The organism is Micromonospora sp. RHAY321, from assembly GCF_023896955.1.
GTDB lineage: Bacteria > Actinomycetota > Actinomycetes > Mycobacteriales > Micromonosporaceae > Micromonospora.
Genome location: NZ_JAMHIW010000010.1, coordinates 132,177 through 157,785 on the forward strand (window position 1 = coordinate 132,177; position 25,609 = coordinate 157,785).

At 74.1% G+C, this 25,609-nt stretch carries 19 protein-coding genes; 8 read left to right on the forward strand and 11 right to left on the reverse strand.

The genetic code is table 11. The features are described 5' to 3' along the window. Nucleotides 1-9 precede the first annotated feature (9 nt). The 3 genes from M8C17_RS21220 (at nucleotide 10) to M8C17_RS21230 (ending at nucleotide 4,732) form a co-directional block, all read left to right on the forward strand. The gene (locus M8C17_RS21220) at nucleotides 10-1,005 is read left to right on the forward strand and encodes a MoxR family ATPase (RefSeq protein ID WP_252418267.1); all 996 of its coding nucleotides are present in this window, start codon (nucleotides 10-12) and stop codon (nucleotides 1,003-1,005) included. A gap of 14 nt (nucleotides 1,006-1,019) precedes the next feature. Continuing rightward, a complete protein-coding gene (locus M8C17_RS21225; protein ID WP_252418268.1) occupies nucleotides 1,020-2,216 on the forward strand; it encodes a DUF58 domain-containing protein in 1,197 nt (398 codons plus the stop codon). A gap of 140 nt (nucleotides 2,217-2,356) precedes the next feature. Continuing rightward, the gene (locus tag M8C17_RS21230) at nucleotides 2,357-4,732 is read left to right on the forward strand and encodes a transglutaminase domain-containing protein (RefSeq protein WP_252418333.1); all 2,376 of its coding nucleotides are present in this window, start codon (nucleotides 2,357-2,359) and stop codon (nucleotides 4,730-4,732) included. A gap of 83 nt (nucleotides 4,733-4,815) precedes the next feature. Here the strand turns inward: M8C17_RS21230 and M8C17_RS21235 are convergent, their stop codons facing one another. Both M8C17_RS21235 and M8C17_RS21240 read right to left on the reverse strand, forming a co-directional pair. After that, nucleotides 4,816-5,607, reverse strand: a complete 792-nt coding sequence (locus tag M8C17_RS21235) for an SDR family oxidoreductase (RefSeq protein ID WP_252418269.1) — start codon at nucleotides 5,605-5,607, stop codon at nucleotides 4,816-4,818. Further along, nucleotides 5,604-6,587: an LLM class F420-dependent oxidoreductase gene (locus M8C17_RS21240; protein WP_252418334.1), complete on the reverse strand. Its 984-nt coding sequence runs from the start codon at nucleotides 6,585-6,587 to the stop codon at nucleotides 5,604-5,606. The genes M8C17_RS21235 and M8C17_RS21240 overlap by 4 nt, the downstream gene beginning before the upstream one ends. Before the next feature lie 154 nt (nucleotides 6,588-6,741). Between M8C17_RS21240 and M8C17_RS21245 the strand changes: the two genes are divergently transcribed. Beyond that, on the forward strand, nucleotides 6,742-7,962 hold the full coding sequence (locus tag M8C17_RS21245) for a low temperature requirement protein A (protein ID WP_252418270.1): 1,221 nt from the start codon (nucleotides 6,742-6,744) through the stop codon (nucleotides 7,960-7,962). A 51-nt stretch (nucleotides 7,963-8,013) separates the two neighbouring features. Then, nucleotides 8,014-8,877 carry a DUF1028 domain-containing protein gene (locus M8C17_RS21250; RefSeq protein ID WP_252418271.1) on the forward strand — a complete coding sequence of 288 codons (864 nt, stop codon included), beginning with the start codon at nucleotides 8,014-8,016 and terminating at the stop codon, nucleotides 8,875-8,877. 6 nt (nucleotides 8,878-8,883) lie between these two features. Here the strand turns inward: M8C17_RS21250 and M8C17_RS21255 are convergent, their stop codons facing one another. Next, entirely contained in the window at nucleotides 8,884-9,549 is a 666-nt protein-coding gene (locus M8C17_RS21255; protein ID WP_252418272.1) for a maleylpyruvate isomerase N-terminal domain-containing protein, read from the reverse strand. Between the two features lie 7 nt (nucleotides 9,550-9,556). Continuing rightward, the gene (locus M8C17_RS21260) at nucleotides 9,557-10,444 is read right to left on the reverse strand and encodes a phosphatase PAP2 family protein (RefSeq protein WP_252418273.1); all 888 of its coding nucleotides are present in this window, start codon (nucleotides 10,442-10,444) and stop codon (nucleotides 9,557-9,559) included. 185 nt (nucleotides 10,445-10,629) lie between these two features. Between M8C17_RS21260 and M8C17_RS21265 the strand changes: the two genes are divergently transcribed. Beyond that, a complete protein-coding gene (locus tag M8C17_RS21265) occupies nucleotides 10,630-11,283 on the forward strand; it encodes a DUF3159 domain-containing protein (protein ID WP_374558812.1) in 654 nt (217 codons plus the stop codon). A 283-nt stretch (nucleotides 11,284-11,566) separates the two neighbouring features. On the opposite strand, the gene M8C17_RS21270 is transcribed toward M8C17_RS21265, so the two are convergent. After that, nucleotides 11,567-14,467: a glycoside hydrolase family 48 protein gene (locus M8C17_RS21270; RefSeq protein WP_374558786.1), complete on the reverse strand. Its 2,901-nt coding sequence runs from the start codon at nucleotides 14,465-14,467 to the stop codon at nucleotides 11,567-11,569. A gap of 839 nt (nucleotides 14,468-15,306) precedes the next feature. On the opposite strand from M8C17_RS21270, the gene M8C17_RS21275 reads away from it, so the two are divergent. Then, a complete protein-coding gene (locus tag M8C17_RS21275) occupies nucleotides 15,307-16,650 on the forward strand; it encodes a GH1 family beta-glucosidase (RefSeq protein WP_252418274.1) in 1,344 nt (447 codons plus the stop codon). Between the two features lie 80 nt (nucleotides 16,651-16,730). On the opposite strand, the gene M8C17_RS21280 is transcribed toward M8C17_RS21275, so the two are convergent. The 3 genes from M8C17_RS21280 to M8C17_RS21290 all read right to left on the reverse strand — a co-directional run bounded on the left by M8C17_RS21280 (nucleotide 16,731) and on the right by M8C17_RS21290 (nucleotide 21,203). After that, nucleotides 16,731-17,144, reverse strand: coding sequence for a roadblock/LC7 domain-containing protein (locus tag M8C17_RS21280; protein ID WP_256483091.1), 414 nt, complete (start codon nucleotides 17,142-17,144; stop codon nucleotides 16,731-16,733). Nucleotides 17,145-17,149: 5 nt separating this feature from the next. Then, nucleotides 17,150-19,690 carry a nitrate- and nitrite sensing domain-containing protein gene (locus tag M8C17_RS21285; RefSeq protein ID WP_252418276.1) on the reverse strand — a complete coding sequence of 847 codons (2,541 nt, stop codon included), beginning with the start codon at nucleotides 19,688-19,690 and terminating at the stop codon, nucleotides 17,150-17,152. Between the two features lie 127 nt (nucleotides 19,691-19,817). Continuing rightward, entirely contained in the window at nucleotides 19,818-21,203 is a 1,386-nt protein-coding gene (locus M8C17_RS21290; RefSeq protein WP_252418277.1) for an FGGY family carbohydrate kinase, read from the reverse strand. 263 nt (nucleotides 21,204-21,466) lie between these two features. Here M8C17_RS21290 and M8C17_RS21295 point away from each other — a divergent pair, with 263 nt between their 5' ends. Next, nucleotides 21,467-23,389 carry an anthranilate synthase family protein gene (locus M8C17_RS21295; protein WP_252418278.1) on the forward strand — a complete coding sequence of 641 codons (1,923 nt, stop codon included), beginning with the start codon at nucleotides 21,467-21,469 and terminating at the stop codon, nucleotides 23,387-23,389. 87 nt (nucleotides 23,390-23,476) lie between these two features. On the opposite strand, the gene wrbA is transcribed toward M8C17_RS21295, so the two are convergent. The 3 genes from wrbA to M8C17_RS21310 all read right to left on the reverse strand — a co-directional run bounded on the left by wrbA (nucleotide 23,477) and on the right by M8C17_RS21310 (nucleotide 25,509). Continuing rightward, nucleotides 23,477-24,094 (reverse strand): NAD(P)H:quinone oxidoreductase, encoded by a 618-nt coding sequence (gene wrbA / locus M8C17_RS21300; RefSeq protein ID WP_252418279.1) that lies wholly within the window; start codon nucleotides 24,092-24,094, stop codon nucleotides 23,477-23,479. 291 nt (nucleotides 24,095-24,385) lie between these two features. Continuing rightward, entirely contained in the window at nucleotides 24,386-24,754 is a 369-nt protein-coding gene (locus M8C17_RS21305; RefSeq protein ID WP_252418280.1) for a DUF3037 domain-containing protein, read from the reverse strand. Beyond that, nucleotides 24,751-25,509 carry a HipA family kinase gene (locus M8C17_RS21310; protein ID WP_252418281.1) on the reverse strand — a complete coding sequence of 253 codons (759 nt, stop codon included), beginning with the start codon at nucleotides 25,507-25,509 and terminating at the stop codon, nucleotides 24,751-24,753. The genes M8C17_RS21305 and M8C17_RS21310 overlap by 4 nt, the downstream gene beginning before the upstream one ends. Between the last annotated feature and the right edge of the window lie 100 nt (nucleotides 25,510-25,609).

Here is a 25,609-nt window from a genome sequence, read left to right on the forward strand (position 1 = left end):
CCACCGACCGTGAACACCCACGAGCCGCTCACCCAGCCGGAGGTGCAGGGCTTCGCCGCCCTGGCCACCCGGCTGGCCGAGAACGTCAACGCGGTGGTGCTCGGCAAGCCGCAGGTGGTCCGGCTGGCGCTGACCGCGCTCTTCGCTCAGGGTCACGTGCTCCTGGAGGACGTCCCCGGGGTCGGCAAGACGACCCTGGCGCGGGCCATCGCCGCCACCGTGAAGGGTGAGTGGCGCCGGATCCAGTTCACGCCCGACCTGCTCCCCTCGGACGTGTCCGGGGTGACGATCTTCAACCAGGCGACCCGCGACTTCCAGTTCCATCCGGGGCCGGTCTTCGCCAACATCGTCATCGCCGACGAGATCAACCGGGCGTCGCCGAAGACCCAGTCGGCGCTGCTGGAGGTGATGGAGGAGCGCACCGTCACCGTGGACGGGGTGCGGCACCCGGTGCCGGAGCCGTTCCTGGTGGTGGCCACGCAGAACCCGGTGGAGATGGACGGCACCTACCGGCTGCCCGAGGCGCAGTTGGACCGTTTCCTGGTCAAGCTCTCCGTCGGCTACCCGGACGAGGCGGTCGAGGTGGAGGTGCTGCGCGGCGCGACCGTCCGCTCCCCCGAGGCGCTCGCCCCGGTCACGGACACCGCCACCGTCGGGGAGATGGTCCGGATGGCCCGCCGGGTGCACATCGCCGAGCCGCTCTACGCGTACGCGGTCCGGCTGGCCGCCGCCACCCGTACCCACCAGCACGTGCGGGTCGGGGTCAGCCCTCGGGGTGTGATCGCGTTGACGCGGGCGGCGTGCGCGTACGCGCTGATCGACGGTCGAGGTTGGATCATGCCGGAGGACCTGAAGGCGCTCGCCGAAGCGGTGTTCGCGCACCGGCTGCTGCTCACCCCCGACGCCCAGGTGCGCGGGTTGACCGCCGGGGAGGTGCTGCGCCAGGCCATCGCCTCGGTGCCGGTGCCGCTGCCGTCGGGGCAGCCGGCTCCGGTGCAGGGCTGACCGGCAGCAGCGGCATGGGGATCACCGCCCGGGGAATCGGGCTGCTCGTCGCCGCCGTCGTGCTGCTGGGCGTGGGTTTCCGGTTCGCGTACCCCGAGTTGACGCTGCTCGGCGCGGCAGCCGGCGCGGCCGTGGGCTACGCCGCGCTGACCGCGGCCTGGCGGCCCCGGCTGACGGTGACCCGCCGCGCCGAGCCGGACCGGGTGGCCCGCGGCGAACCGGCGAGCATGACGCTGACCGTCCGCAACACCGGCCGGCTGCGCTCGGCGAACCTGCTGGCCGAGGACCGGTGCGGGGCCCGCACGGTGCCGGTGCCGCTGCTGCGCCTGCGACCCGGCCGGGACACCGAGGTCCGCTACGACGTGCCGACGCACCGCCGAGGCGTGGTGCCGGTCGGGCCGCTGCGGGTGACCCGGCGCGACCCGCTGGGCCTGGTGGCGCTGGCCCGCCCGTACGGTGCGACGACGCCGGTGTGGGTGCACCCCCGGATCCACCCGCTGACGGCGGTGCCGACCGGGGCGGGACGCAGCCTCGACGGCCGGGTGGACGGGGTGCCGCACGGGTCGATCACGTTCGACTCGCTGCGGGAGTACGTGGTGGGCGACGAACTGCGTCGGGTGCACTGGCGGACCAGCGCCCGGGTCGGCGAGCTGATGGTGCGGGAGAACGTCGACACCAGCCTTCCCCGCCTGGTCGTGCTGCTGGACAATCGCGCCGCCGCGCACCCGCAGCGGGTGGACGGGGTGGCGGAGTCGTTCGAGTCGGGCTGCGAGGCGGCCGCGTCGATCGTCACCGCCGCGCACCGCGCGGACCTGCCGGTGCTGCTGCTGCTGGTCGCCGCGGAGCCGGCCGCCCAGCGACAGCGGGCCGACGATGACGTGGACGGCGACGACCCGACCGGCGGGCAGCCGCTCGGGCCACTGGACTGGCTCGCCGCCGCCGGGCTGTCCGGCGACGACGACGCGCTGCGCGCGGCCACCACCCGGCTGCGCCAGGACCGGCTCGGCGACACGCTGATCTTCCTGACCGGGCCGGGTGGCCGCGCCGAGCTGGGGCACGTCGGCGCGTTGCGCGGCGCGTACCCGTCGGTGGTGGTCGGGGTGTTCGGCGCGGCCGAGCCGACACCGCCGGGCACGGCGGGCCTGGTCGTGGTCGACGCGGCCGACGGCGCGCAGTTCGCCGCCGAGTGGGACGGGGTTCGCCGGTGGTGACGGGCGTCGGCCCGCAGCGGCACGGCGGTGCGGGCACCGTCGACCCGACGGACCGTGGAGCGGGCCCGGACGACCGTGGACCGGGGTCGGGCGCACCGCCGGACGGCTCGGCGGCGAGGCGCGCCGGCTGGGCCGGACGGATGCTGCGAGCGGTCGTCGTCCCGCTGGCGTTGATCGGCCTGACCGCGTTGGCCGGGGTGGTGCTCGGCCGGGTCTACGCGGGCAGCCTGCTGACCCTGCTGGTCATCGGCGCCGCGGCCGGTTCGGTGCTGGTCAGCGTTGCCGCGCGGCGGCTGCCGTCCTGGCTGGTCGCACCGGTGTCGGTGGCCGCGATGGCCGGTTGGACGCTCTGGTCGCTGCGGGTGGCGGCCTCCCGCGCGGACCTGCCGGGCGGCCTGCTGGAGGTGACCGCCGACGCCGCGCGCAACGGCATTCCCCGACTCCTCACCGCGATGATTCCGGTGGAGCCCACGCCGGACACGGTGCTGGTCCCGGTGGTCGCCGCCTGGCTGGCCGGGCTGGCGGGCGCGGAGGTGGCGCTGCGCACGGGCCGGGTGCTGCTGGGCTACCTGCCGGCGGCGGGGCTCTACGCCGCCGCCCTCTACGTGGTCGGCCCGAACGCCGAACCGGCGATCGGGGCGACGCTGGCGTTCGTCGCGGTCGCGGCGGTCGGCCTGGCGGCACCCACCGCCGCGTCACCGGCCGGTGGTGATCCGAGCGCCGACCTGGCTCCCCGGGTACGCGCGGCGGTGCGGGTGCGGCTCGCGGTCAGCGCGGCGCTCGGGGTGGCCGTGGTGGTCGGGTTGGTCGCACTGCTCGGCCCGGTGGTCGCCGACCAGGTCGACGGTCGGCCGGTGGATCCCCGCCGGTACGTGGAACCGCCGCAGGTGCAGACGCTGGACGAGAACCCGCTGATCCGGATCTCCGGTTGGGCGCTGCACCCGGAGCAGAAGCTGCTCGACGTGAGCACGGTCCGCTCCGGTGCCGCCGCGCCCAGCGCTGGTGCGGGTCCGGATGGAGGCACCGGCGAGGGGCCGGCCGCGCCGGGCGACGCCGCTGGCAGTGTGCGGATCCGGCTGGCGGTGCTCAGCGACTACGACGGGGTCACCTGGCGGGTCGGCGCGACGTACCGCAACGCCGGCCGGATCCTGCCGCCCTCGACGCCGGCCAGGGACAGCACCGTGGAGACGGTCCAGCAGCAGATCACCGTGGCCGAGCTGAGCGGCCGGCTGCTGCCCGCCGTGGCCACGCCCCGCGAGGTCAGCGGCGCCCGGGTGGCGTACGACCCGGCGACCGGGACGCTGATCCGGCCGGAGGGGTTGACCCCGGGGCTGCGGTACACGGTCACCTCCGCGCGCGAGCGCCCCGACAACAACCTCCTCGCCACGGCGAACGTGCCCGCCGGCACGGAGGTGGCCCGGGTGTTGCGGGTCGCCGACGGGGTACCCGACCCGCTGCGCCGGCTGGCCGCACAGCTCGCCGAGGAGAACGGCGCCCCCTACGCGCGGGCCGCGGCGATCGAGCAGTTCCTGGCCGAGCACTACCGCGTGGTGGCGGACGCCCCGAGCGGGCACGCGTACCCGAACCTGGGTTTCTTCCTCTTCGGGCCGCGCAACGCCGGCGGGCAGGAGGGCACCTCGGAGCAGTTCGCCGCCGCGTTCGCGGTGCTCGGGCGGCTCTCCGGGTTGCCCACCCGCGTGGTGGTGGGCTTCGAGTCCAGCGGGCAGGGGCCGGTACGGGCCGGCGACGCGTACGCCTGGCCGGAGGTGCTCTTCGACGGGTTGGGCTGGGTGGCGTTCAACCCGCTGCCCCGTCCGGACAACGAGCCGAGGCCGGTGGAGGAGGACTTCCGCCCGACGCCGGAGGACCCCCCACCCTCGGAGGCGCCGGCGCCCACCGTGGAGCCGACGGCGTCGCCGGAGCCGGTGGCCGCCCCCGACGGGCCGACCGACCGGGGCGGCGTGTCCACACCGGTGCTGGTGGCCGGGGGCAGCGGTGGCCTGCTGCTGCTGGTGGGGGCGGTGCTGCTCACCCTGCTGGCGATGCGCCGCTCCCTCACCCGCGCCCGACTCGGTCGGGGCGACCCCGGCCAGCGCATCGCCGGCGCCTGGCGGGAGGTCACCGACGCGTTGCATCTGGCCGGTCGGCCGGTCGGCGATGATTTGGCAGCCACCGAGGTGGCCGGCCAGGCCCGGCAGGCCCTCGCCGACGCCCTGATCGCCACCCGCCAGGGCAAGCCCAGTCCACGGGCCGGTGGCACAGCGACCGGCCGCAGCGCCGGTACGGCAGAGGCCGCGGGCATGGGCGCCGGTGGCGTCGACGAGCTGGCGGACCTGCTCAATGTGGTGGGCTTCGCCCCGGGCGCGGCGACCCCCGCCCAGGCGACCCGGGCCGCCGAGGTGGCCTCGGCCTACGTGGCCACGTTGCGCGCCGCCCGCCCCTGGTGGCGCCGCCTGCTCTGGTCCACCCACCCGGCGCCGCTACGCCGCCGCCCGACCGACCGCTCCCCACGGTGATCAAGAGCTTTGCGTCACCGCCGGACCCATCCCTGACGCAAACCTCTTGATCACCGGAAGGACGGTGGGGGCGGGGGCGGGCGTTAGGCCGTTAGGCGGCGGATGAGTTTGCGGAGGCCGGCCTGCCAGCCGTCGGGGTCCTCGGCGCGGCGGCGCGCGTAGTCGGCGACCTCCGGGTGCGGCAGGATCAGGAAACGCTCCTCGGCCAGCCCGGCGATGGCCGCCTCGGCCACCTGGTCCGGGGTGAGCACCGCGCCGGAGGCCTCGATCACCCGGGCGCCGAGATGGCCCGCACGGATCCCGTCGGCGAGCATCGGGGTGTCCACCCCCTGCGGGCAGAGCGCGCTGACCCGGATCCCCCGGTCCCGGTAGGTGATGGCCAGCCACTCGGCGAACCCCACGGAGGCGTGCTTCGTCGCGGTGTACGCGGCATCGCCCACCGCCGTCAGCACACCCGCCGCCGAGCAGGTGTGCAACAGGTGGCCGCCGCCGCGGGAGAGCATCCCGGGCAGCACCGCCCGGGCCGAGTAGACGTGGGCGAGGACGTTGACGCGCCACGCCCGGTCCCAGCCGGCGTCGTCGACCTCCACTCCCCCGCCGGTGGTCACTCCCGCGTTCGCGCAGAACAGGTCGATGCGGCCGTACCGCCGCTCGGTGTCGTCGACCAGCGCACGGACCTGATCCTCGTCGGTGACGTCGAGGGCGGTGGCGTGCGCGACCGGGCCGATGCCCTCGGCGACTGCGCGGGCTGCGTCGGCGTCCAGGTCGGCGATCACCACGGCGGCGGCGCCCTCGGCGGCGAAGCGGCGCGACAGTGCCGCCCCGATACCGCCGGCGCCGCCGGTGACCACCACGATCCGGTCGGTGAGGTTCACGTCGACGCTCCCACGGGGTCGGTGCCCAGCTGGGCGATGAGGGTGGTCAGTGCGGCCGCGCCGCCGGCGGTGACCTCCGGGGTGGGCAGCAGCGCGAAGACGGGTACGTCCACGCCGGCGTCGGCGTAGCGGCGCACCTGGGCGCGGCACTGCTCCGGTGAGCCGTGCAGCACCAGCGCGTCGACCACCTCGTCCGGCACGGCCGCGCTGGCACCACGCCGGTCACCGGCGGCCCAGGCCTCCCACATCGGCGCGAGCACCTGGTCGCGCCCGAGCCAGCGGTGGAACTCCGCGTACGCCGGGACGGTGAGGTAGCTGGTGATCAGCCGGCGGCCGAGTGTCCGGGCGTAGGCGGCGTCCTCGGTGGGGCAGACGAAGATCCGGGCGGCGACCTCGAAGCCTTCGCGGCGCTCGCCCAGCTCGGCGAGGGCGCGCGGCACGTCGTCGGCGCCGAGCCAGTTGAGGATGACGCCGTCGGCTTCCGCGCCGGCCAGCCGGAGCATCCCCGGGCGCAGCGCGGCGAGCAGGATCGACGGCGGCACCGCGGGCGGCCGCTCCAGGGTGAACCGGCGCACGGTGAAGGTGTCGTAGACCTCGTCCACGGTCTCGCCGCGCAGCGCGGCCCGCAGGAAGCGCAGGACGTCCCGGGTCCGCCGGAACGGCTCCTCGAACCGCACCGCGTTCCAGTCCCGGACCAGCACCGGCGAGGAGGCGCCGATGCCGAGCGAGAACCGGCCCGGCGCGGCCTCGGCCAGCGCCGCCGCACTCATCGCCAGCAGCCCGGGCCCCCGGGTGAAGACGGGAGTGATCGCGGTGCCCAGCCGCAGCCGGGGCTGCCACGCCGCGGCGAGCGCCAGCGGGGTGAACGCGTCGGTCCCGGCGACCTCGGACGACCAGACGTCGGTGAACCCGGCCCGGTCGAGCGTCGCGTAGACCGCGGCGTGGTCGGCCAGCGGGATCCCGCCCAGCGGCACCGTCATGCCCCATCGATTCGTCACCGATCGATCGTGCCCGTTGACGGGGTCCACGAGCAAGATCTCCGGGATGGCCGGATTTACCGGTACCGGGCCGCCCGGACACCGGGCGGTGCTACGACTGCCACGTGGAGCGAACCGACGGCGCAGGCCGCTGACCATGGGTTCTGAGGCATCGAGACGCCTGCAACCGGTGCGCGCGGGCGCCGCTCCCGACCGGGCGACCTTCCTGGAGCTCTTCTTCGACCTGGTCTACGTCTTCGCGCTCACCCGGATCTCGGCGCGCGCGTTCGAGGACCTGACAAGCGAGCCGGGCCGGGTGCACGGCTGGGCGGCGATCACCGGGAGCGGCAAGACACTGCTGTTGCTGCTGGCACTCTGGGCGCTCTGGCAGGGCACCGCGTGGACGACCAGTCGCTACGACCCGTACAAGGTGCCACTGCAGGCCGTCGTGATGATCGCGTTGGTGTGCAGCATGGTGATGGGGGTGGCGACCCCGCGGGCGTTCAGCCAGACCGGGTTGATGTTCGCGCTGGCGTACGTGGTGGCGCAGGTGTCCCGGCCACTGATCCTGTCGCTCACACTGGGACCGCACGAGTACCGCCGGCTGAAGGTGCGGATGACGGTGGTGTACGCCACCAGTGGCGTGTTCTGGATCGGTGGCGCGCTGCTGCCGACCAACGCGCAGGTGGTGCTCTGGACGCTGGCGCTGGCCATCGAGTACGTGGCGGGCCGGTTGGGCTGGCCCGTGCCGGGACTGGGCCGGTCGTCGATGTCGAAGTGGGACATCGCCGGAGAACACCTGGCCGAGCGTTACCAGCAGTTCTTCCTCATCGCGCTCGGCGAGACGATCCTGGTGGCGGGCTTCGCGTACAGCAAGGGGCCGTACCAGCCGGCGCACGCGGCGGCGTTCGCGTTCGCGCTTGCCAGCTCGATCGTGCTGTGGCGGATCTACTTCCAGCGCGCCGGGCAGATCCTGGGCGAGGCCGTCGCGCAGGCCCGGCACCCGGCCAACATCGGCCGGTCGGCGGCGGACACCCACCTGCTGATGGTGATCGGCCTGGCCGCCAGCGCCGTCGGCTACGAGCTGATCATCGAGCATCCGATGGAGCGCATCACCGGTTCGTGGCTGGCGATGGTGCTCGGCGGGCCGGCGTTGTTCCTGGCCGGCCGGGCCCGCTTCGAGTACGAGGTGTTCGGCCGGGTCTCCCCGTCCCGGTGGCTCGCCATCCTGGCGCTGGCGGCGGTGGCGGTGCCGCTGCTGTTCCTGCCCGGGCTGGCGGCGACCGGCACCGGGGTGGTGGTGCTGGCCGCCGTGGCGGTCACCGACGCCCGCCGAGCCCGTGGCACCCCGCCGGAGGCGGCGGCGACACCGTTCTGAGTCATCGATGCACGGCGATGTCATGTCCGGAGGGCAGGTTAATCTCGGCGGGTGACCTTCTCCCTCGTGGCCCGCTCTGCCGACGGCCGTACGCACGGCGTCGTCGTGGCCAGCAAGTTCCTCGCCGCCGGGGCGCTGGTGCCGGCCGCGGAGGCCGAGATCGGCGCGCTGGCGACCCAGGCGCACGTCAACCTCGCCTACCGCCCGCAGGGGCTGACCCTGCTGCGCACCGGGGTGCCGGCTGCCGACGTGGTGGCCGGCCTGGTCGCCGCCGACGCCGAGCGGGAGCACCGCCAGCTCGGCGTGGTCGGGGCCAGCGGGCCGGGCGCCAGCTGGACGGGGCCGGCCTGTCACCCGTGGGCCGGCGGTCGGACCGGCGACGGTTGGGCCGCGCAGGGCAACATCCTTGCCGGCCCGGAGGTCGTCGACGCGCTGGGCGACGCCTGGCTGGCCGGTGCGGCGCTGCCGTTCGCCGAGCGGCTGGTCGCCGCGCTGCGCGCCGGTGACGAGGCGGGCGGCGACCGCCGGGGCCGGCAGAGCGCCGGCCTGCTGGTGGTCGAGCGCGGCGCCGGGTACGGCGGCAGGAGCGACGTGCTGGTCGACCTGCGGGTCGACGATCATCCCGATCCGGTCGCCGAGCTGGGTCGGCTGCTCGCCGTGCACACCCTGCTGTTCAGCCGGCCCGACCCGGCCACGCTGCTCGACCTGAGCGGTGCCGTCGCCGACGAGGTGGCGACGTTGCTCACCGCGCTGGGCCACCCGGTGGCCGGCGACGGGCCGGAGGCGGCACTGGTCTCCTGGGCGGGGCTGGAAAACCTGGAGGAGCGGCTCGTGCCGGGTCGGATCGACCCGGTGGTGCTGACGCACCTGCGCCGCGTCGCCCCGCACGTGCCCGCACCGCGCTCCGCGAACTGATCGGGGTCAGCTGCCGAAGGCGAGCCAGCGGAAGCCGGCGGCGTCGACGGCCGCCCGTTCCGCGCCGCTGAGCGCCGCCCGCCCGGTGGTCTTGCGGATCAGTGTCAGCCGGTCCCAGCGCAACTCGGCCGGCACCGCCCGCCCACCGGTGAGCAGGTCGGCGATCACCTCCGCCGCGGGCGCGGTGAGCCAGGGCGGCCGGTCCAGCGCGGCGGCCAGGTCCAGGCCGTGCACGCCGACCTCGACGACCCGGGTCCGCAGGAACTCGGTGAGGCGCATCGCGTCACCGTGCCGGGTCCGTACCACCCGCTCGGGCGGGGCTGCGGCGACCGCGGCGTCGGCGGCCCGCCAGACCCGGTCGAGGTGGGTCAGCGCCTCCTGGTCCACCTGCCGGGCGTCCCGCCGGCCTCCGGCGATCCGGGCCGCGTCCACCTCCGGGGTGAACTTCGCCGCGCCGAAGTAGGCGGCGGCGTCCACCTGGGCAGTGGGCGGGGCGGGTGCGGCGAGCATGTCGGTGACCCGGCCGACGCCGGTGCGCACGTGCGCGATCAGCTCCCGCACCGTCCACGGCGGGCAGCCGGTCGGCCGGTCGAGGTCGGTCTCGTCCAGCTCGGTCAGGATCCCGGCCAGTCGGGCGCACTCGGCGCGGAACGCCGCACGGACCGGATCCACGCGCCGCTCAGCCCTTGACCCGCGGCACCAGCCGGTGCACGACGCTGAGCACCAGCGCCATCACCACGGCCATCGTGCCGGCGATACCTGCGGCGCTGCCCGCGTACGCGATGAAGAGCGGTCGGCGGCTCAGCTCGTCCGGCCCGGTGCCGCGCAGATCGACCAGCCAGGACAGGGCGAGCCCGCAGGTGATCAGGGCGAGCACGCCGGCCGCCCCGAGCAGCAGCGCGGCGAGCCGGTGCGCGTCGCCCGGGGCGACCTCGGCCTGCTCGCGCTGGGTGATCAGCAGGACCAGCCCGGCCAGCGCCGCCCAGACGCCCACGACCAGGTACGCGGCGACCGCGTCACTGGGCCGGTGCCAACCGGCGGAGAGGGTGGCCACCCCGGCGGCGGCGGCGTACGCGGCGGCGAGGAAGGCACCGACGGCCCGCACCTTGCGCGGCAGCACGAGAACCAGCGCGACCGCCACCGCCGCCGCGACCGTCGTGTGCCCGCTGGGCAGGCTGTTGCCCACGGCGGCCCGCTCGGGGTCGAGGCCGTAGTCGGGTCGGCTCAGCCCGTACTTGAGCAACTGGGTGGAGACGTTCGCTCCGGCGATCAGCAGGGTCGCGGTGATGGCGAGGGCGATCCGCCCCCGGATGAGGGCGATGAACCCGATCATCGCGGTGGCGGCCAGCAGGGAGACCACCGACATCGCGTTGAGGAGCTTGTCCACCGGGCCGTCGATGCGGTCCTGGCCGATCCGGTTGCCGGTCAGGGCGACGGTGTCGACCCACTGGCCGATCTCGGTGTGCACGGCCACCCGCCAGACGACGACGAAGATGACTGTCTGGACAAGGGCCAGCACGACCAACCAGACCGCCGTCCAACCCCTTGCCGTCGCACGCATCCGCACACCGTAGCGGCAGGTGTCGGCACGCCGGCGGGTGGCCCACCGACGGTCGGTGGATAGGTTGGAGCGGAGGCGAGGAGGTGGCGGTGGGCGGCACACCGGAGCAGGACGCCGGCCGGGCCGCGCCGGGCGCGGACAAGCAGACCGGGGTCCCTGGCGGGCCGGCTGGCGGCGAGTCGTTGGCGGATCTGCTGGGCGGCCGGCGGGGTGCCGTCGATGCCACGCTGCCACCGCTGGCGTTCGCGGCGGGCTGGCTGCTCGGCGGCGAGTCGCTGTGGGCCGGGGTCGGCGCGGCGGTGGCCGTCGGCGGGGTGGTGGCCGGTGTGCGGCTGCGTCGCGGTGACCGGCCGCGCTCGGTGCTGATCGGCCTGCTCGCCGTCTGCGTCGCGGCGTTGATCGCGCTGCGCACCGGCCGGGCCGAGAACTTCTTCCTGATCCAACTGCTCTCCAACGCCGCCAGCGCGTTGGCCTGGGCGGTCAGCATCGTGGTGCGGTGGCCGCTGCTCGGCGTGCTCGTGGGTGCGGCGCTGGGTCAGCGGACCAGGTGGCGGCGCGACCCGGTGCTGCTGCGCGGGTACGGCCGGGCGAGCTGGGTGTGGACGGCGACGTACGTGCTGCGGGTGGCGGTGTTCGTGCCCCTGTACCTGAGCGGGCAGGTGCTCGCGCTTGTGGTGGCCCGGGTCGCCCTGACCTGGCCGCTGGTCGCGGCGGCTCTGGCGCTGAGCTGGGTGGTGCTGCGCCGGTCGCTGCCGCCCGGGCACCCGGGGTTGCGTCACCCGGTCACCGATCAGCCGGCCCCACCTCCCGCGCCGAACCCGGGGGCGTTGCCGAGGGGCAAATAAGTGGAGAGGCCGCCACGGGGGGAGCGGCCTCTCCGGTGACGTACGTTACTCCGTCGCCGTCACCGGTGTGATCCCGTGACGGCCCGAATTTCTGGGCTTTTTCGCGGCAGCCTCCAGTCCGGGCGGTGGGGCGGGCCGACCGATCCGCTGCGTTGGCCGGATGGCCGGCCCACCCCGGCCTGACCGTGGGAGTCAGGCCGTTCGCCGGCCGGGTCCCGTTCCCCCGGCCCCGGCCGGACCCCGGGAGTGGGCGGCGCGCACGCCACCCACTCCCGGAGGGCTGTCAGCCGTTCGGGAACAGGTTGCCGTAGTCGGCGTACGCCATGGCGACGTCGGCCTGCGCCCAGAACCGGTGGTAGTTGAAGCTGGGCTCCGCCCCGCCGTTCAGGTACGCCTGCACCTTGGGCCAGTCCGGGTCGTTCTTGTAGAAGGACCGGATGTCGAGGAAGCTCTTGCCGGCGGCGATGGCGTCGCCGTTGGGCATCTTCCCGGTCCAGCCCGGCGGGACGTAGAGGCCCTGCCCGCTGGCGGCGTCGTAGGTGTCATCGAAGCGCCGGTAGTCGCCGCGCTTCTCGGTGGTGGAGACACCCTTGGCGTCGCTGGCCGCGTGGAGCGCGTCGAGCAGACCCTTGGCGGTGTTCTTGGCCGCCACGTTGCCCGACCTGGCGGCGTACGCGATGAGGGTTCGGGCGTAGGCGGCGGCGACGCCGACGTCCTGCCCCTTGACGGTGACCTCGACGTGCAGGTCGGTGTTGGGTTGCGGGCTGGCCGGGTTCCAGGTGGTCGGCTGGCCGGTCCACTTCATGTCCGACGGGATCGACCAGTTGGCGCCGACGGTGGTGTTGGCGATCGCCCAGGGCACCCACTTGTCGAGCAGCGCCTTGGCCTTGGCGTTGCCGGTCTGCTGGTACAGCTCGGCGATCCGCTGCATCGACCAGGCCTGCATGCCGAACCACTGGTTGGACGGCGGGTCGTTGTAGACCGGGTCGACGTCGTAGTACATGCCGTAGAAGGTGCTGGTGCCGGCTGGCGGCTGGCCGTAGTTGCCGCCCCAGCTGTTGGTCGCGCCGCCGGCGATGCCGCCCTCGGCGGACTGCAGCCAGGTGTAGAACTCCAGCTGCCGTTCGAAGCTCTTGGTCCAGTCGGCGACGGCGGTCGGCGACTGGGGCTTGAGCTCCGGGGTGTTGGTCAGCGCCCAGGCCGCGAACGGGTTCTGGTAGCCGAAGTGGTTGTGGCTGGAGCCGATCCGCCAGGACCAGTTCTGGCTGGTCTCGTACGCTCCGCCCCAGGCGTAGTACCAGGACATCAGGTAGTGCGCGGAGTCCTTGCCGCTGCCGGCCGGGCAGGCGCTGGCGCCGACGCAGTTGCCGATCTTCTTGAAGTACTTGTCGAACATCGAGTAGCGCAGGTAGTCGCCCATCTTGGCGGCCTTCGCCACGGTGGCCGCGACGTCGGCCTGCTTGCCCTGCGCCTTGGCCCAGGTCAGTGCCCAGTACGCGGCCTGCACGGCGCGGGCGTCGGCGTCCGGGGCGTTGGTGTACTTCCACTGCTTGGCCGGGGCCGCCGACTCCTTGACGAACAGGTCGAGGTAGCCGTACTGACCGCCGGCGGTGAACGTGTCGCAGGACGGCTGCGGAACGGTCTCCCAGACCGACTCCTGGGTGCCCCGCTGGAACGTGTTGATGTACGCGGGCCGGGTGGTCTTGTCGCCGCAGCGGCCGAAGCCGTACGTGTTGTCCACGTCGATCAGCCAGTGCATGCCGTAGATGTCACCGGTGCCGTAGGTGGACTGGAGTTCGCCGCGCAGCGGGTCCTGACCGACCGGCACGTTCGCCTCCAGGGCGGACGGGTACTGGCTGGGCAGGTCGTGCTCGGCGGCGTACTGGGCCGTGCCCGCGGCGCCGGCCGTGGGCTGATCGGCGTGGGTCGGGATGATGTACTTTTCCATCACCGTCCAGGCGTTGTTGAACGGTGCCCAGTTCTGCGTGACGCGGCCGTACTGGGCCTCCAGCCAGAGCCAGAAGCTGAACGCCTCCGAGGTGGTCTCGTGCCCGTGGTCGGGCGCCTCGACGATCAGCGTCTCCACCGAGTGGTACGGCACGCCCTCGGGGCTGAAGTACCCCGAGTTCTTGATCTTGCCGTACTGGTCGAGGAAGCGCGCGGTGTAGACGTTGTCGCCGCCCGGAACGTCGTTGTCCGCCTCGGTCGCGGTGACGGCGAGCGGGGCGTAGCCGGTCGCCGAGGCGGTGACGGTGGCGGTGCCGCCGGCGGTGTCGGCGTCCTCGGCCGCCGCGACGGTGACCGCGACCCCGGTGTTCCAGTTGCTCGGGGTGAGGCTGACCGTGGCGGGCGAGACGGTGATGTCGGCGTCGCCGGTGCGGGTCAGGGTGACCGGCACGGTGGCCGCCGGGGCGGCACTGAGCTTGAGGTTGACCGTGGAGCTGCCGCCCTCGGCGACGGTGACCGCCGACGGCGTGGCGATCAGGGTCGGCCCGGAGGCCGCGCCCACGGTGAACGACTTCTCGGCGGTGGCGCTGAGGTTGGCGTTGTCGTACGCCTTGGCCTGGACGGTGTAGGCGCCCGCCGGCAGGTCTTCGAGGGTGTAGCCGTACGGGGCGGTGGTGTCGGTGTTGACGAGCAGGCCGTTGCGGTAGAACTCGACCTTGCTGATGGTCCCGTCCGGGTCGCTGGCGGTGGCGGTCAGCGGCACGTCGGCCGGCGCCTCGAACGGGCCGGCCGGCACGGTGAGGCCCACGGTCGGCGGCTGTTGCGGCGCGCCGCCGCAGGTGACCCCGTTGACGGCGAACGAGGTGGGCTTGGCGTTGGTGCCGGTGTAGGAGCCGTTGAAGCCGATGTTGGTGCTGGCACCGGTACCGAGGTTGCCGTTCCACGACTCGTTGGTCGCGGTGACCTGGTTGCCGGTCTGGCTCCATCGCGCCGACCAGCCCTGGGTGACCCGCTGGTTGCCGGGGAAGGCGAACGTCAGCGTCCACCCGGTGACCGGGTCGCCGAGGTTCCTGATCGTCACGTTGGCGCTGAAGCCGGTGCTCCAGTCGTTGGTCGCGTAGACCACGTCGCAGGCGGGTGCGGCCTGCGCGGCGCCGGCGGGCAGGGTCACCCCGCCGGCGGCGAGCGCGGCGGCGGCGATGATCGCCACTCGACGGCGTCGTGCCAGATGTCTCATGTGCGCGGTGTCTCCTCGGACCAGGCCGGGTTGGTCCCGGCGAGGCGCCTGCCCGCGAGGGTGGTGGTGCGCGGGGAATTCGAGGCGCCGGGAAGGTGGTCGCCCCGGGCCCGGCCGGGGATCGGCGGTGCGGCCGGCGCGGGACGGGTCCCGTCGGCCGTGTTCGGGTGACCGTGACCGGAGTACGTGCTCCCGGCTGCCCTCGGTGGACCCGCGCCACGCGATGTGGCTCCTGTCGCGTTGAATCGACAGTCTGCCATGGAAGCGCTCCCACAACAAGCGCGCGACGGGACGCAGCAGAGCCTTGTTTCGATCTCGTTTTGGGTCTTTCACAAAGCCGTGACGGGGGTTACAGTCGCAGCATCGTCGATGGGAGCGCTTCCATCGATGAAGGTTCCAACAAGAAGATCACCGGGACCGTCTCTGACGGGCCCCGGGGAACCAGCCCGAGGGCCGACGACGGGCCAGCCCGGACGCCGTCGTCAGCCATCATCCCGCCACAGGGAGGGAGGTGGAACCAGAGCCACTCGCGTGGCCCGGCTCCCGCGCGACACGCACGGCAGGACCGACATTCCGCCCGTGTGTGTGCAGTTACGGTGGGGACGGGGGTTGCCCTCCCCCGTCCCCACACTAAACCCCCGTACACGATGGGAAAAGAGGCCGACGGGACAGGCGCACCGCGCCGCCCGGTCGGCCTCGTTCGCTGTCCGGGGTCCGCAGCACCTCAACCCGCCACTGCCGGCCGACACGACGGCCGGCTGACCGGGCTCGCCGCCCCTGGCCTATCCTGGGAGCGCTCCCGAATCTCGGCGGTGGCCCCGTATCCACGAGGAGAATCCATGTCGATACCTACCGGGCCCGCCGGCCCGCTGCGTTTTCCCCGCGACTTCGGCTGGGGCGCGGCCACCTCCGCGTACCAGATCGAGGGCGCCGCCAAGGAGGACGGCCGCGGCGAGTCGATCTGGGACACCTTCAGCCGCGCCCCCGGGCGTACCCGCAACGGCGACACCGGCGACGTCGCCGCCGACCACTACCACCGGTACGCGGAAGACCTCGACCTGATGCGCGACCTCGGGCTGCGCAGCTACCGCTTCTCGATCTCCTGGCCGCGGATCCAGCCCGACGGCACCGGCACGCCCAACCAGCGCGGGCTCGACTTCTACCGCCGCCTCCTGGACGGTCTGCACGAGCGCGGCATCGCGCCGATGGCCACCCTGTTCCACTGGGACCTGCCGCAGGCCCTGCAGGACGCCGGCGGCTGGGAGTCGCGCGACACCGTCCACCGCTTCGCCGACTACGCCAACGCGGTCTTCCGTGCCCTCGGCGACCGGGTGCCGGTCTGGCTCACCGTCAACGAACCCAAGACCGTGGTGCAGAACGGCTACCTCAGCGGCCACCACGCGCCCGGCCGGCAGGACCCGGACGCCGCCTACCTCGTCGCCCACCACCTGCAACTCGCCCACGGGCTCGCGGTCCGCGCACTGCGCGCCGCCGGCGGCACCGGCCGGATCGGACCGGCGCTCAACCTGCACCCCTGCTACGCCGCCGACGACTCGCCGCAGGCCGCCGCGGCCGCCCGGCTCTACGACGGGTACGAGAACCGCCTCTACCTCGACTCACTGCTCAAGGGCAGCTACCCGCAGGACGTGCTGGCCGACCTGGGCCCGCAGAGCCGAATGGTCCGCGGCATCCAGGACGGCGACCTGGCGATCATCTCCTCGCCGGTCGACCTGCTCGCCGTGCAGTACTACACGCCCATCTACGTCACCGCCGACGGCGGCACCGAGCACCGCTGGTCGACCTCCGAGGCCGAGTGGCAGCAGATCTACCCCGACGGGATGTACGACATCCTGACCCGGGTCACCCGCGACTACGGCCCGATCCCGCTCACCGTCACCGAGAACGGACTGCCCACTCCGGACACCCTGGCAGCGGACGGCACCGTCGACGACACCGGCCGGATCACCTTCCTGCGCGACCACCTCGCCGCCGTCCATCGGGCCATCGCCGCCGGGGTTCCGCTGGAGAGCTTCCACGTCTGGTCGCTGCTGGACAACTTCGAATGGGCCGAGGGGTACGACCAGCGCTGGGGACTGGTCTATGTGGACTACGCCACCCAGCGGCGGGTGCTCAAGCGCAGCGCCCACTGGTACCGGTCGGTCATCGCCGCCGGCGGCCTCTGAACGGGGCCGCCCGGTGCGGCCGGACCCGGACGGCTCGGCTCAGGTGAGCCGGTGACCGTCCGGGGCACGGCCGGGCCTTCTCAGCGGGGCAGCGCCTGCTGCAACTCCGCGCGCAGCGCCGGGGTGAGCATCTCCCCCGCCTGCTTGGCCAGCCGGGCCATCTCGTAGCCGACCACGCCGATGTCCGCGTCACCCGCGGCCAGCGTGGCGAGGATCGACCCGTCCCGCACCTGCATCACCAGGAAGTAGCCCCGGCCCATCTCGACCACCGTCTGCTTGACGACGTCACCGTCGAACATCTGGGCCGCGCCCGCGGTGATGCTCATCAGGCCGGAGGTCACGGCGGCGAGCTTGTCCGCGTTGTCGCGGGGCAGGTTGTCGGAGATCGCCACCAGCAGCCCGTCGGAGGAGACCACCACCGCGTGCGCCACGCCCGGCACCCGCTCCGCGAAGGCGCTCACCAGCCAGCTCAGGTCCCGTGCCTCCTGGCTCAACGTCGTCACTGTCGTCGTCCCCCTTCATCGTGCCCCCCGGACGGTGGCACGGGTATCTCGGTGGTGTCCTCGGCCTCGGCACGCCGTACCCCGTTGTAGAGCCGGGAAAGCATGCCACTGACCGCTTCCGGGTCCAGGTCGTCGCGCACCGGCGCCGATTCCGGGCGGGCCGGGCGGGTGACCGCCGAGAGCTGTGCCATCGGCACCCGGACCGGCAGGCCCCGCTCGTTCGTGCCGGCCGTCACCGGGGTGGCCGGCGGCACGAGCGGCTCCCGCCTCGCCGGCTCGGCCGGACCCTCCCCGGACCACCAGCCGCCACCGTTGCCGGCCGGGGCCGGAGCGAGCACGTCCTCGGCGCGGACCGGTACCCCGCGGCCCTGGCGCGGCACGGCGACCCCCGGCGGCCGACCCGCCACCGGCAGGTCCAGTGGCGCCATCGCCGGCCCCGGCACACCGCCCGCACGGGTGGCCCCGGGCACCCGCTGCGCTCCCACGCCCCGAGTGCCGCTCGCCGCCAGCATCCGGGCCGGCGCCGGTGGATCCAACTCCACCGCGCCCCGCGGGGCCAGCAACGCGGCGGGCAGCATGAGCCGGGCGACGAGACCGTCCTGGCCACCGTCCAGCCGCACCCGCACGCCCAGCCGGGCGGCCAGGTGGCTGACCACGAACAGGCCCATCCGCTCGACCGCCGCGACGTCCGCGGCCGGCGGGCTGGCCAGCACCGCGTTCGCCTCGGCCAACGCGGTCGGGCTCATGCCCAGGCCGCGGTCGGCGATCTCGATCAACGCAGCGGCGGCCTCGACCCGGGCGGTCACCACCACGACGGTGTCGGGGCGGGAGAACGCCGTGGCGTTCTCCAGCAGCTCGGCCAGCATGTGCACCAGCTCACCGACGGCGTGCCCGACCACGTGCACGTCGCCGACCGACTCCAGGCGGACCCGCTGGTACTGCTCGATCTCGGCGGCGGCGGCCAGCAGCACCGCACCCAGGCCCACCGGCCGGTTCCAGCGGCGGGTCGAGTCGGTGCCGGCCAGCACCAGCAGACTCTCGTCGTTGCGGCGCATCCGGGCGGCCAGGTGGTCCAGCTTGAACAGGTTCTCCAGCTGGTCGGGGTCGCTCTCCTCGCGCTCCAGATCGTCCAGCAGCTCCAACTGGCGCTCCACCAGCACCTGGCTGCGGCGGGCCAGGTTGACGAACATCGCGTTGACGTTGCGCCGCATCGTCGCCTGCTCGACGGCGACGGTGACCGCGCTGCGGTGCACCGCGACGAACGCCTCGGCCAGCTCGCCGATCTCGTCGAGCGAGCGGACCACCGCCGGTGCGACCTCGATGCCGGGAACCCCGCCGGTGACGGTCCGCAGCCGGTCCAGCGCGTCGGGCAGCTCGACCTGCGCGATCCGCAGCGCCTGGCTGCGCAGCAACCGCATCGACCGGGCGACCGACCGGCCGACGAGCAGTGAGATCAGCAGAGCCACCAGCAGCACCGCGACGATCCCGCCGACCACCAGCAGCGTGGTCCGCAGCTGCCCGGCGCTGACGTCGTCGGCCTGCCGTACGGCGTCGTCCAGCACCCCCGCCTCGACCTGCCGCAGCAGCTCCTGACGCTGCTGGCTGGCCGCCCACCACTGCTCCGACGGCAGCACCTCGGGCGGCGCGTCACCGGCCGGCAGGCTGCGCTCCTCCAGCCGGGTGGCGACCAGGAACATCGGATCCACCGAGCTCTCGTCGTACCGGCGGATCTGGTCGGTGGTCGCGGCCACCCGGAACGCGCCGAGCGCGGTCAGTTGCTGGGCGCGCAGGTCGGTGAGGAGCACGCGGTCCTCGGTGCCGTACCGGCCGGCCCGCGAGGCGGCGTAGAGCTGGGCCCGCACCCGGGAGGACAGCTCCTTGACCCGGGCGAGCTGGACGTAGCGCAGCACCGCGTCGCTCAACGCCGGCTGCTCCTGACCCGGCGTCGGCTCCGCCAGCAGGTCGAGCAGCGCGTCGACGGCCCGGTGGTAGTTGCTCAGGATGGTGTCGTTGCTGAGCACCGCGGGCGGGATGGCCGGACGGATGTCCTCCACCTGGTCGTACGCCTCGAGCACCTCGGAGAAGGCGACCCGCCAGGACGCGTCGGCGTCGGCCAGCGGCTCGGCCGCCCGGCGCAGGTCCACGATGGCCCGGTCGGTGGCCGACTGCAACGGCTTCAGGGCCGTGGCCGCGGCCTCCCGGTCGCCGCCGCGGCGCAACTCCCCCAACTCCCCCGCCGAGCGGTCCCGCTCCTGCTGGAGCTGGTGCACCACCGCGGTGATCTGCCGGCCGATGCCGACCTGCCGGGCGAAGTCGTTCAACGCGGTCGTCCGCCCCACCAGTGCACTCGTCTGCACGCCGGCGAGCACCAGGAACGCCACCGACGGCACCACCAGCACGGTGGCCAGCTTGGTGCTCATCCGCCAGTCCCGCAGCCGGAACGGCGAGCGGCGGCGGTGCGGGACAACACGGACGTCGAAGCGGCGCCGGCGATGGTTCGACACCGCGCCGTTCGCCGGGTCGGGACCTACCGCCACCCCTGCCTCCTCCGTCCTGCCGCGTCCACCGCGGTCCGGGGAGCGCAGTCCATCCAACCAGGCTCGGGAGCGCTGTCAACGGCCCGAACGTGGGGGAAGTTCAGGAAGGATACTGCGGGTGGGAACGTCATGTCGTGGTCGGTAAGACCAGCTCGTCCGTCCGGCCGATGTCGGCGAGCTCGACGGCCTCCTCGTAGCGCCCCAGCGCCACCAACGCCGCGCCGGTCGCACCGATCTCCGGGTTGCGCTGGTGTGACACCGGTCGCGGCGCGAGGGCGCTCGCGAAAGCCTGCCGCCACCACACCGAGGCGGCCATCGCGCCGCCGCCCAGCACCACGTCCACACCTCTGTCGATCGTGGACTCCAGCACCGTGAGGTCCTCGGCGACCAGCTCGCACAGCCCCTGCATCAGACCGGCCAGGATGTCCACCGCGGTGGTGCCGAAGCTGAGCCCGCGCAGCTCACCCGTCCCCGCCGGGGCCAGCCCGGGCGCCCGGTCGCCACCGAAGCGGGGATCGGCCGGCCGACCGCCGCCGGCGGGCACCAGCGCCAGCGCCGCGTCCAGCTCGGCGCCCCGGGGCAGCCGCAGCTCCCGGTCCGCCCAGGCGAAGAGGTTGCCGCCACTGGAGTACGCCGCACCGGTCACCACGTGGTCGTGGTCGACGCGGTAGCGCCAGAGCCGTTCGGGCAGCCGGGGCAGCGGCTCGCCGGCCGGGATCCGCTGCATCAGGCGTACGGCCGCGGAGGTGCCCACGGTGACGGCGACGCGGCTGGGGTCCACGCAGCCCGAGCCGACGTTCGAGGCCCCGCCGTCGCCCACCGGCGGCGACCAGCGGGCCTCCGCCAGCTGCGGCCAGCGGCGGGCGCGCTCGGGCCGTAGCCGGCCGTGCCAGTCCAGCTCGCCCAGGTGCGGCAGCTCCTGCGGACGCGCCCCGGCCAGCGCCAGGGCCTCGTCGTCCCAGGTCAGGCTGCCCAGGTCCAGCAGGCCGGTCCCCGACGCCTGGGAAACGGACATGGGTGCCGCGACGAGCAGCTCGCCCAGCACGTACTCGGGCAGGCCGACGAACCGGGCGATCGGCGTGCCGGACCGCTCACGCAGCCAGGGCAGCCGCACCGTCCAGTAGTTGCGGTGCCACCAGCAGCCGGTGCGCTGGTGGAAGTCGTCCGGCTCGGCCGGGCCGGGCGCCCCGTCGAGCGGCGTCGGCCGGGTGTCCAGCCAGGTGAGCACCGGGCCCAGCGGGGTGCCGTCGCGGTCCAGCGGAAGCACCGAGTGCCACTGCGCGGACACCGCGACCAGCTCGACGTCGCGCAGGTACCCCGCGGCGGCCAGCTCGTCGAGGCACTCGACCAGGCAGGCGAGGTAGGCGGGGCCGGAGAGGGTGCCGGTGCCGTCCTGGCCGATCGTGAGGCTGACCTTCCGCCGGGCCAGGGCGCCGGGCAGCGGTTGGGTGTCCCCGTCCAGCACCAGCCCGCGTACCGAGGAGGTGCCCAGGTCGAGCGCGAGAATGTTCATCGCCGGTCAAGTTACCCGGTGCCGACCGTGCCGGAACGTCGGTCGGGCGGGGAGCGCCGGGACACGCTGATCGGGTTCCGGGGCGGGCCTCGGGCGCGTAGGGTGATTGGCATGCTCGCGCACCTGACCTGCTGGTGGCCCGCCGACCCGGCGGCCACCCCCCGCGCGTAGCTCCATCCACGCGGCCGCCATCGAGGCGGCCGCCGGATCTCCCGGCCCGGATGGCCGCCCCGCTGGCGGCGCCCGGCCCGACGGAGAACCCGATGACCCACCTGTCCGACCTGCTCGCCGCCGTCGCACGCGGCGTCGACCCCGGCCCCTTCGCGCTGTTGCGCCGCGAGGGCACCGACGAGCTGGAGCTGTTCACCGGCCCGGTCGACACCGTCGACCGGCTGGCCGACATCCCTCTGCCGCCGGGCGCGCCCGGGGCGCGGACGCTCGCCCTGGTGCCCTACCGGCAGATCACCGAGCGTGGTTTCGCCTGCCGCGACGACGGATCACCGCTGGAGTGCCTCCAGGTCCGCGAGCACCGACGGATCCCCCTGGCCGACGCGCTGGCCGCGCTGCCCGCCGAGCCGGTACGCACCGTGGGCGCCGCGTTCGACGTCAGCGACGAGGAGTACGCGCGGACCGTGCAGCGGGTGCTGACCGAGGAGATCGGCCGCGGCGAGGGCGCCAACTTCGTCATCCACCGCACCCTGCACGCCACCGTGCAGGGCGCGCCGCTGGTGGCGGCGCTGGCCGCGCTGCGCCGGCTGCTGGTCGCCGAGCGCGGCGCGTACTGGACGTTCGTGGTGCACACCGGCTCCCGGACCCTGGTCGGCGCCAGCCCGGAACGGCACGTCAGCGTCGACGACGGCCTGGTGATGATGAACCCGATCAGCGGCACCTTCCGGCCGGCCGGCGGCACGCCGGACCGGGAGGCGCTGCTGCGCTTCCTCGCCGACCCCAAGGAGGTCGAGGAGCTGTACATGGTGCTCGACGAGGAACTGAAGATGATGGCCACCGTCGCCGAGCACGGCGGCCAGGTCATCGGCCCGTACCTCAAGGAGATGTCGCACCTGGCGCACACCGAGTACCTGCTCGCCGGGCGGGGGACCCGCGACGTGCGGGAGGTCCTGCGGGAGACGATGTTCGCACCCACTGTCACCGGAAGCCCGATGGAGAACGCCTGCCGGGTGATCGCCCGGCACGAGCGCGTCGGCCGGGGCTACTACGCGGGCGTGCTGGCCCTGCTCGGTCACGACGAGGCGGGCCGGCAGACGCTGGACGCGCCGATCCTGATCCGTACCGCGGAGATCTCCCCCACCGGCCGGCTGCGGGTGCCGGTGGGCGCCACCCTGGTCCGGCATTCGACGGCGGCCGGTGAGGTGGCCGAGACGCACGCCAAGGCGGCCGGGGTGCTGGCCGCGCTCGGCCTGGGACCGGCGGCGTCCGCCGGCGGCGGCGGGCCGGTGGCGCGCCTGGCCGACGACCCGGCGGTACGCGAGGCGCTGGCCGCGCGGAACGCGCCGCTGGCGCGGTTCTGGCTGGACCAGCGGGCGCCGGACGCGCCAGGGCTGCCCGGGTTGGTCGGCCGGCGGGCGTTGATCGTGGACGCCGAGGACACCTTCACCGGCATGCTGGCGCACCAGTTGGGCGCGCTGGGTCTCGCGGTCACGCTGCGGCCGTGGCACGCCAGCGGCCCCGTCGACGGCTACGACCTGGTGGTGGCCGGCCCCGGGCCGGGCGACCCGGGCAGCGCGGACGCGCCGAAGATGGTGGCGTTGCGAGGGTTGCTGACCGGGCTGCTGGCCAGCGGTCGGCCGACCCTGGCGGTGTGCCTCGGCCACCAGGTGCTGGCCGGCCTGCTGGGGCTGCCACTGCACCAGCGGGAGGCGCCCTACCAGGGGTTGCAACGGGAGGTGTCGCTGTTCGGCCACACCCGTCGGGTGGGTTTCTACTCCACGTTCACCGCCCGCGCCGAGGTCGACCGGCTGGGCACCGCGTACGGGCCGGTGGAACTGGCGCGGGACCCGCGCGACGGCGCCGTGCACGCGCTGCGCGGGCGTGGCTTCGCCGGGGTGCAGTTCCACCCGGAGTCGGTGCTCAGCCCGGACGGACTCGCCGTGCTGGCCGAACTGCTGGGCGACCTGCTGCCGTCTCCGCACCCGGACGAGCTGTCCGCCACGGGCGGACGGGCATAGTCACCCCCCGCGGGGGTAGGGGCTGGGTGGACCGGTGGTGCGGGCGGGCCGAGAGCCCCCGTTCGCGCCGCCGGTCGCCGGTCGTCGTCAGCCGGCCATGCCCTTCTTCAGCGCGGTGCCGATCTGCACCGCCCGCCGGGCGGTGAGCGCGGCGGCGCCCAACGCGACGGCGTCCGGGGCGATCTCGCCGTTGTTGCTGGTGTGCGAGGCGCCGTACGGGTTGCCGGCGATGAACTGGCTCGTGTCGGTGTAGCCGGGGGTGACCACGATGCCACCCCAGTGGTAGAAGACGTTGAACAGCGAGGTCAGGGTGGTCTCGTGACCGCCGTGCGCCGTCCCCGTCGAGGTGAATCCGGCGTAGACCTTGTTGACCAGGCCGCCCTGGGACCAGAGCGGACCGGTGGTGTCGATGAACTGCTTCAGCTGGGCGGCGATGATGCCGTACCGGGTGGGCGCGCCGAGGATCGCCACGTCCGCCCAGGCCAGGTCGTCGATCATCGCCTCGGGCACGTCCTGGGTCTCCAGCTGGTGCGCCTGCCAACCGGAGTTGGAGCGGATCGCCTCCTCCGGAGCCAGCTCGCGCACCTTGCGAAGGCGGACCTCGGCGCCCGCGTCCCCGGCGGCCTCGCACACGGCCTGCGCCAACTGGTACGTCGTGCCGGTGGCGCTGTAGTAGATCACCGCTACCTTGGTCTGGGCAGCCATCAGATGTCCCCTTCTCGTCTGAGTCAGCTCCGGCGACTACCCCTTGCTTGCACCGTCAAACGCCAGCCGGCGCTCGCTGCCCCGGCCGGCGGATCGGTCCCCTGCTCAATTTTTCCGCAAGTTCCGCAGCCTTCCGGTCCTCCGGCCCTCACGGACGGCGATCCTGATGTCACCGGCGCGGACGGGAGCGATCCGCCACCCCGCGCCGGGGCACCTGAACGGGGGATCGCGCTCCGCCCGCAACGGAGCTGGCGTAGCGCGATCAGGGGCTCGTCGCCCGGCCGTCGCCGCTCAGTGGACCAGCGCCGCCATCAGCCGCTCCAGCTCGGCCGCCGGGTCGGCGGTGAGCCCGGTGTGCACCGGCCCGGTCTGGATCATCGTGCTGCGCGGCGCGACCAGCCAGTGGAACCGCTCGCCGAGCCGCATCCGGGTCGCCGGTCCGTCGCCCGAGCAGGTCCGGTCCCAGGAGTCGAGCACCGCGGCCACCGCCGGCAGGTCCACGTCGGGCGCGAGCGCCCGGACCCGGTCGGCGTCCAGGTGCGTCCGCGCGGCCAGGAAGTCACGCTGCTGGCAGTAGAGCAGCACGCCGACGTTGATCTGCTCGCCCCGCTCGATGCGGGGCACCAGTCGGATGACGGCGTACTCGAAGGGCTGCCTCACGCCGTGCCTCCCTGCGGCAGCCAGTCGACGGTGCGGGCGACCCGGGCGGACAGGTGGGTCAGGTACGCCTCCCGCGCCGCGTCGGCGGACTCGAAGTCGGCGGCCGTCAGCCACTCCCCCGGCACCAGCGCCAGCACCTCGCGGAGCAGCTCCGGGGTGACCCGGGGGGCCAGCTCGGCGTCGGCCTCGGCGAGCCGGTCGGCGTACGGCGCCAGCACGTGGTCCTCGGCCCGGTACGCCCGGTGCACGGCGGCACCGGCGCGCGGCCAGTTGTGATGGAAGTACAGGCAGGCGCCGTGGTCGATCAGCCACAGCTCGCGGTGCCAGACCAGCAGGTTCGGGTTGCGCCAGCTTCGGTCGACGTTCTCCACGTACGCGTCGAACCAGAGCACCCGCGAGGCCAGCGTCGGGTCGACCGGATGCGCCACCGGGTCGAAGCCCAGCGCCCCGGGCAGGAAGTCCATCCCCAGGTTGGCGCCGCCGCTGTTGCGCAGCAGCTCCTGCACCTCCTGGTCGGGCTCGGCCCGCCCGATCACCGGGTCGATGTCGAGCACCACCAGTGGCGGTACGCGCAGCTCCAGGCGACGCGCCAGCTCACCGCAGATCACCTCGGCGATCAGCGCCTTGGGCCCCTGCCCGGCGCCGCGGAACTTCGCCACGTACGTGCCGAGGTCGTCGGCCTCGACCACGCCCGGCAGCGAGCCACCCTCGCGTAGCGGGGTGACGTAGCGGATCGCGGTGACCTGGCGGAGCACGCCGCCCACCCTACTGTGATCTCCGGCCGCACCCGCGGGACGTGTCGAGCGGGGCGGCCCGGCGAGCGGGCCTTCGCCCGGCGCACCGCTGGTGCGCCGG

Coding starts and splice junctions, on each gene's coding strand:
- M8C17_RS21225 (WP_252418268.1), top strand. CDS start 1,020: ATGGGGATCACCGCCCGGGGAATCGGGCTGCTCGTCGCCGCCGTCGTG.
- M8C17_RS21230 (WP_252418333.1), top strand. CDS start 2,357: ATGCTGCGAGCGGTCGTCGTCCCGCTGGCGTTGATCGGCCTGACCGCG.
- M8C17_RS21240 (WP_252418334.1), bottom strand. CDS start 6,587: ATGACGGTGCCGCTGGGCGGGATCCCGCTGGCCGACCACGCCGCGGTC.
- M8C17_RS21245 (WP_252418270.1), top strand. CDS start 6,742: ATGGGTTCTGAGGCATCGAGACGCCTGCAACCGGTGCGCGCGGGCGCC.
- M8C17_RS21270 (WP_374558786.1), bottom strand. CDS start 14,467: ATGAGACATCTGGCACGACGCCGTCGAGTGGCGATCATCGCCGCCGCC.
- M8C17_RS21275 (WP_252418274.1), top strand. CDS start 15,307: ATGTCGATACCTACCGGGCCCGCCGGCCCGCTGCGTTTTCCCCGCGAC.
- M8C17_RS21290 (WP_252418277.1), bottom strand. CDS start 21,203: ATGAACATTCTCGCGCTCGACCTGGGCACCTCCTCGGTACGCGGGCTG.
- M8C17_RS21295 (WP_252418278.1), top strand. CDS start 21,467: ATGACCCACCTGTCCGACCTGCTCGCCGCCGTCGCACGCGGCGTCGAC.
- wrbA (WP_252418279.1), bottom strand. CDS start 24,094: ATGGCTGCCCAGACCAAGGTAGCGGTGATCTACTACAGCGCCACCGGC.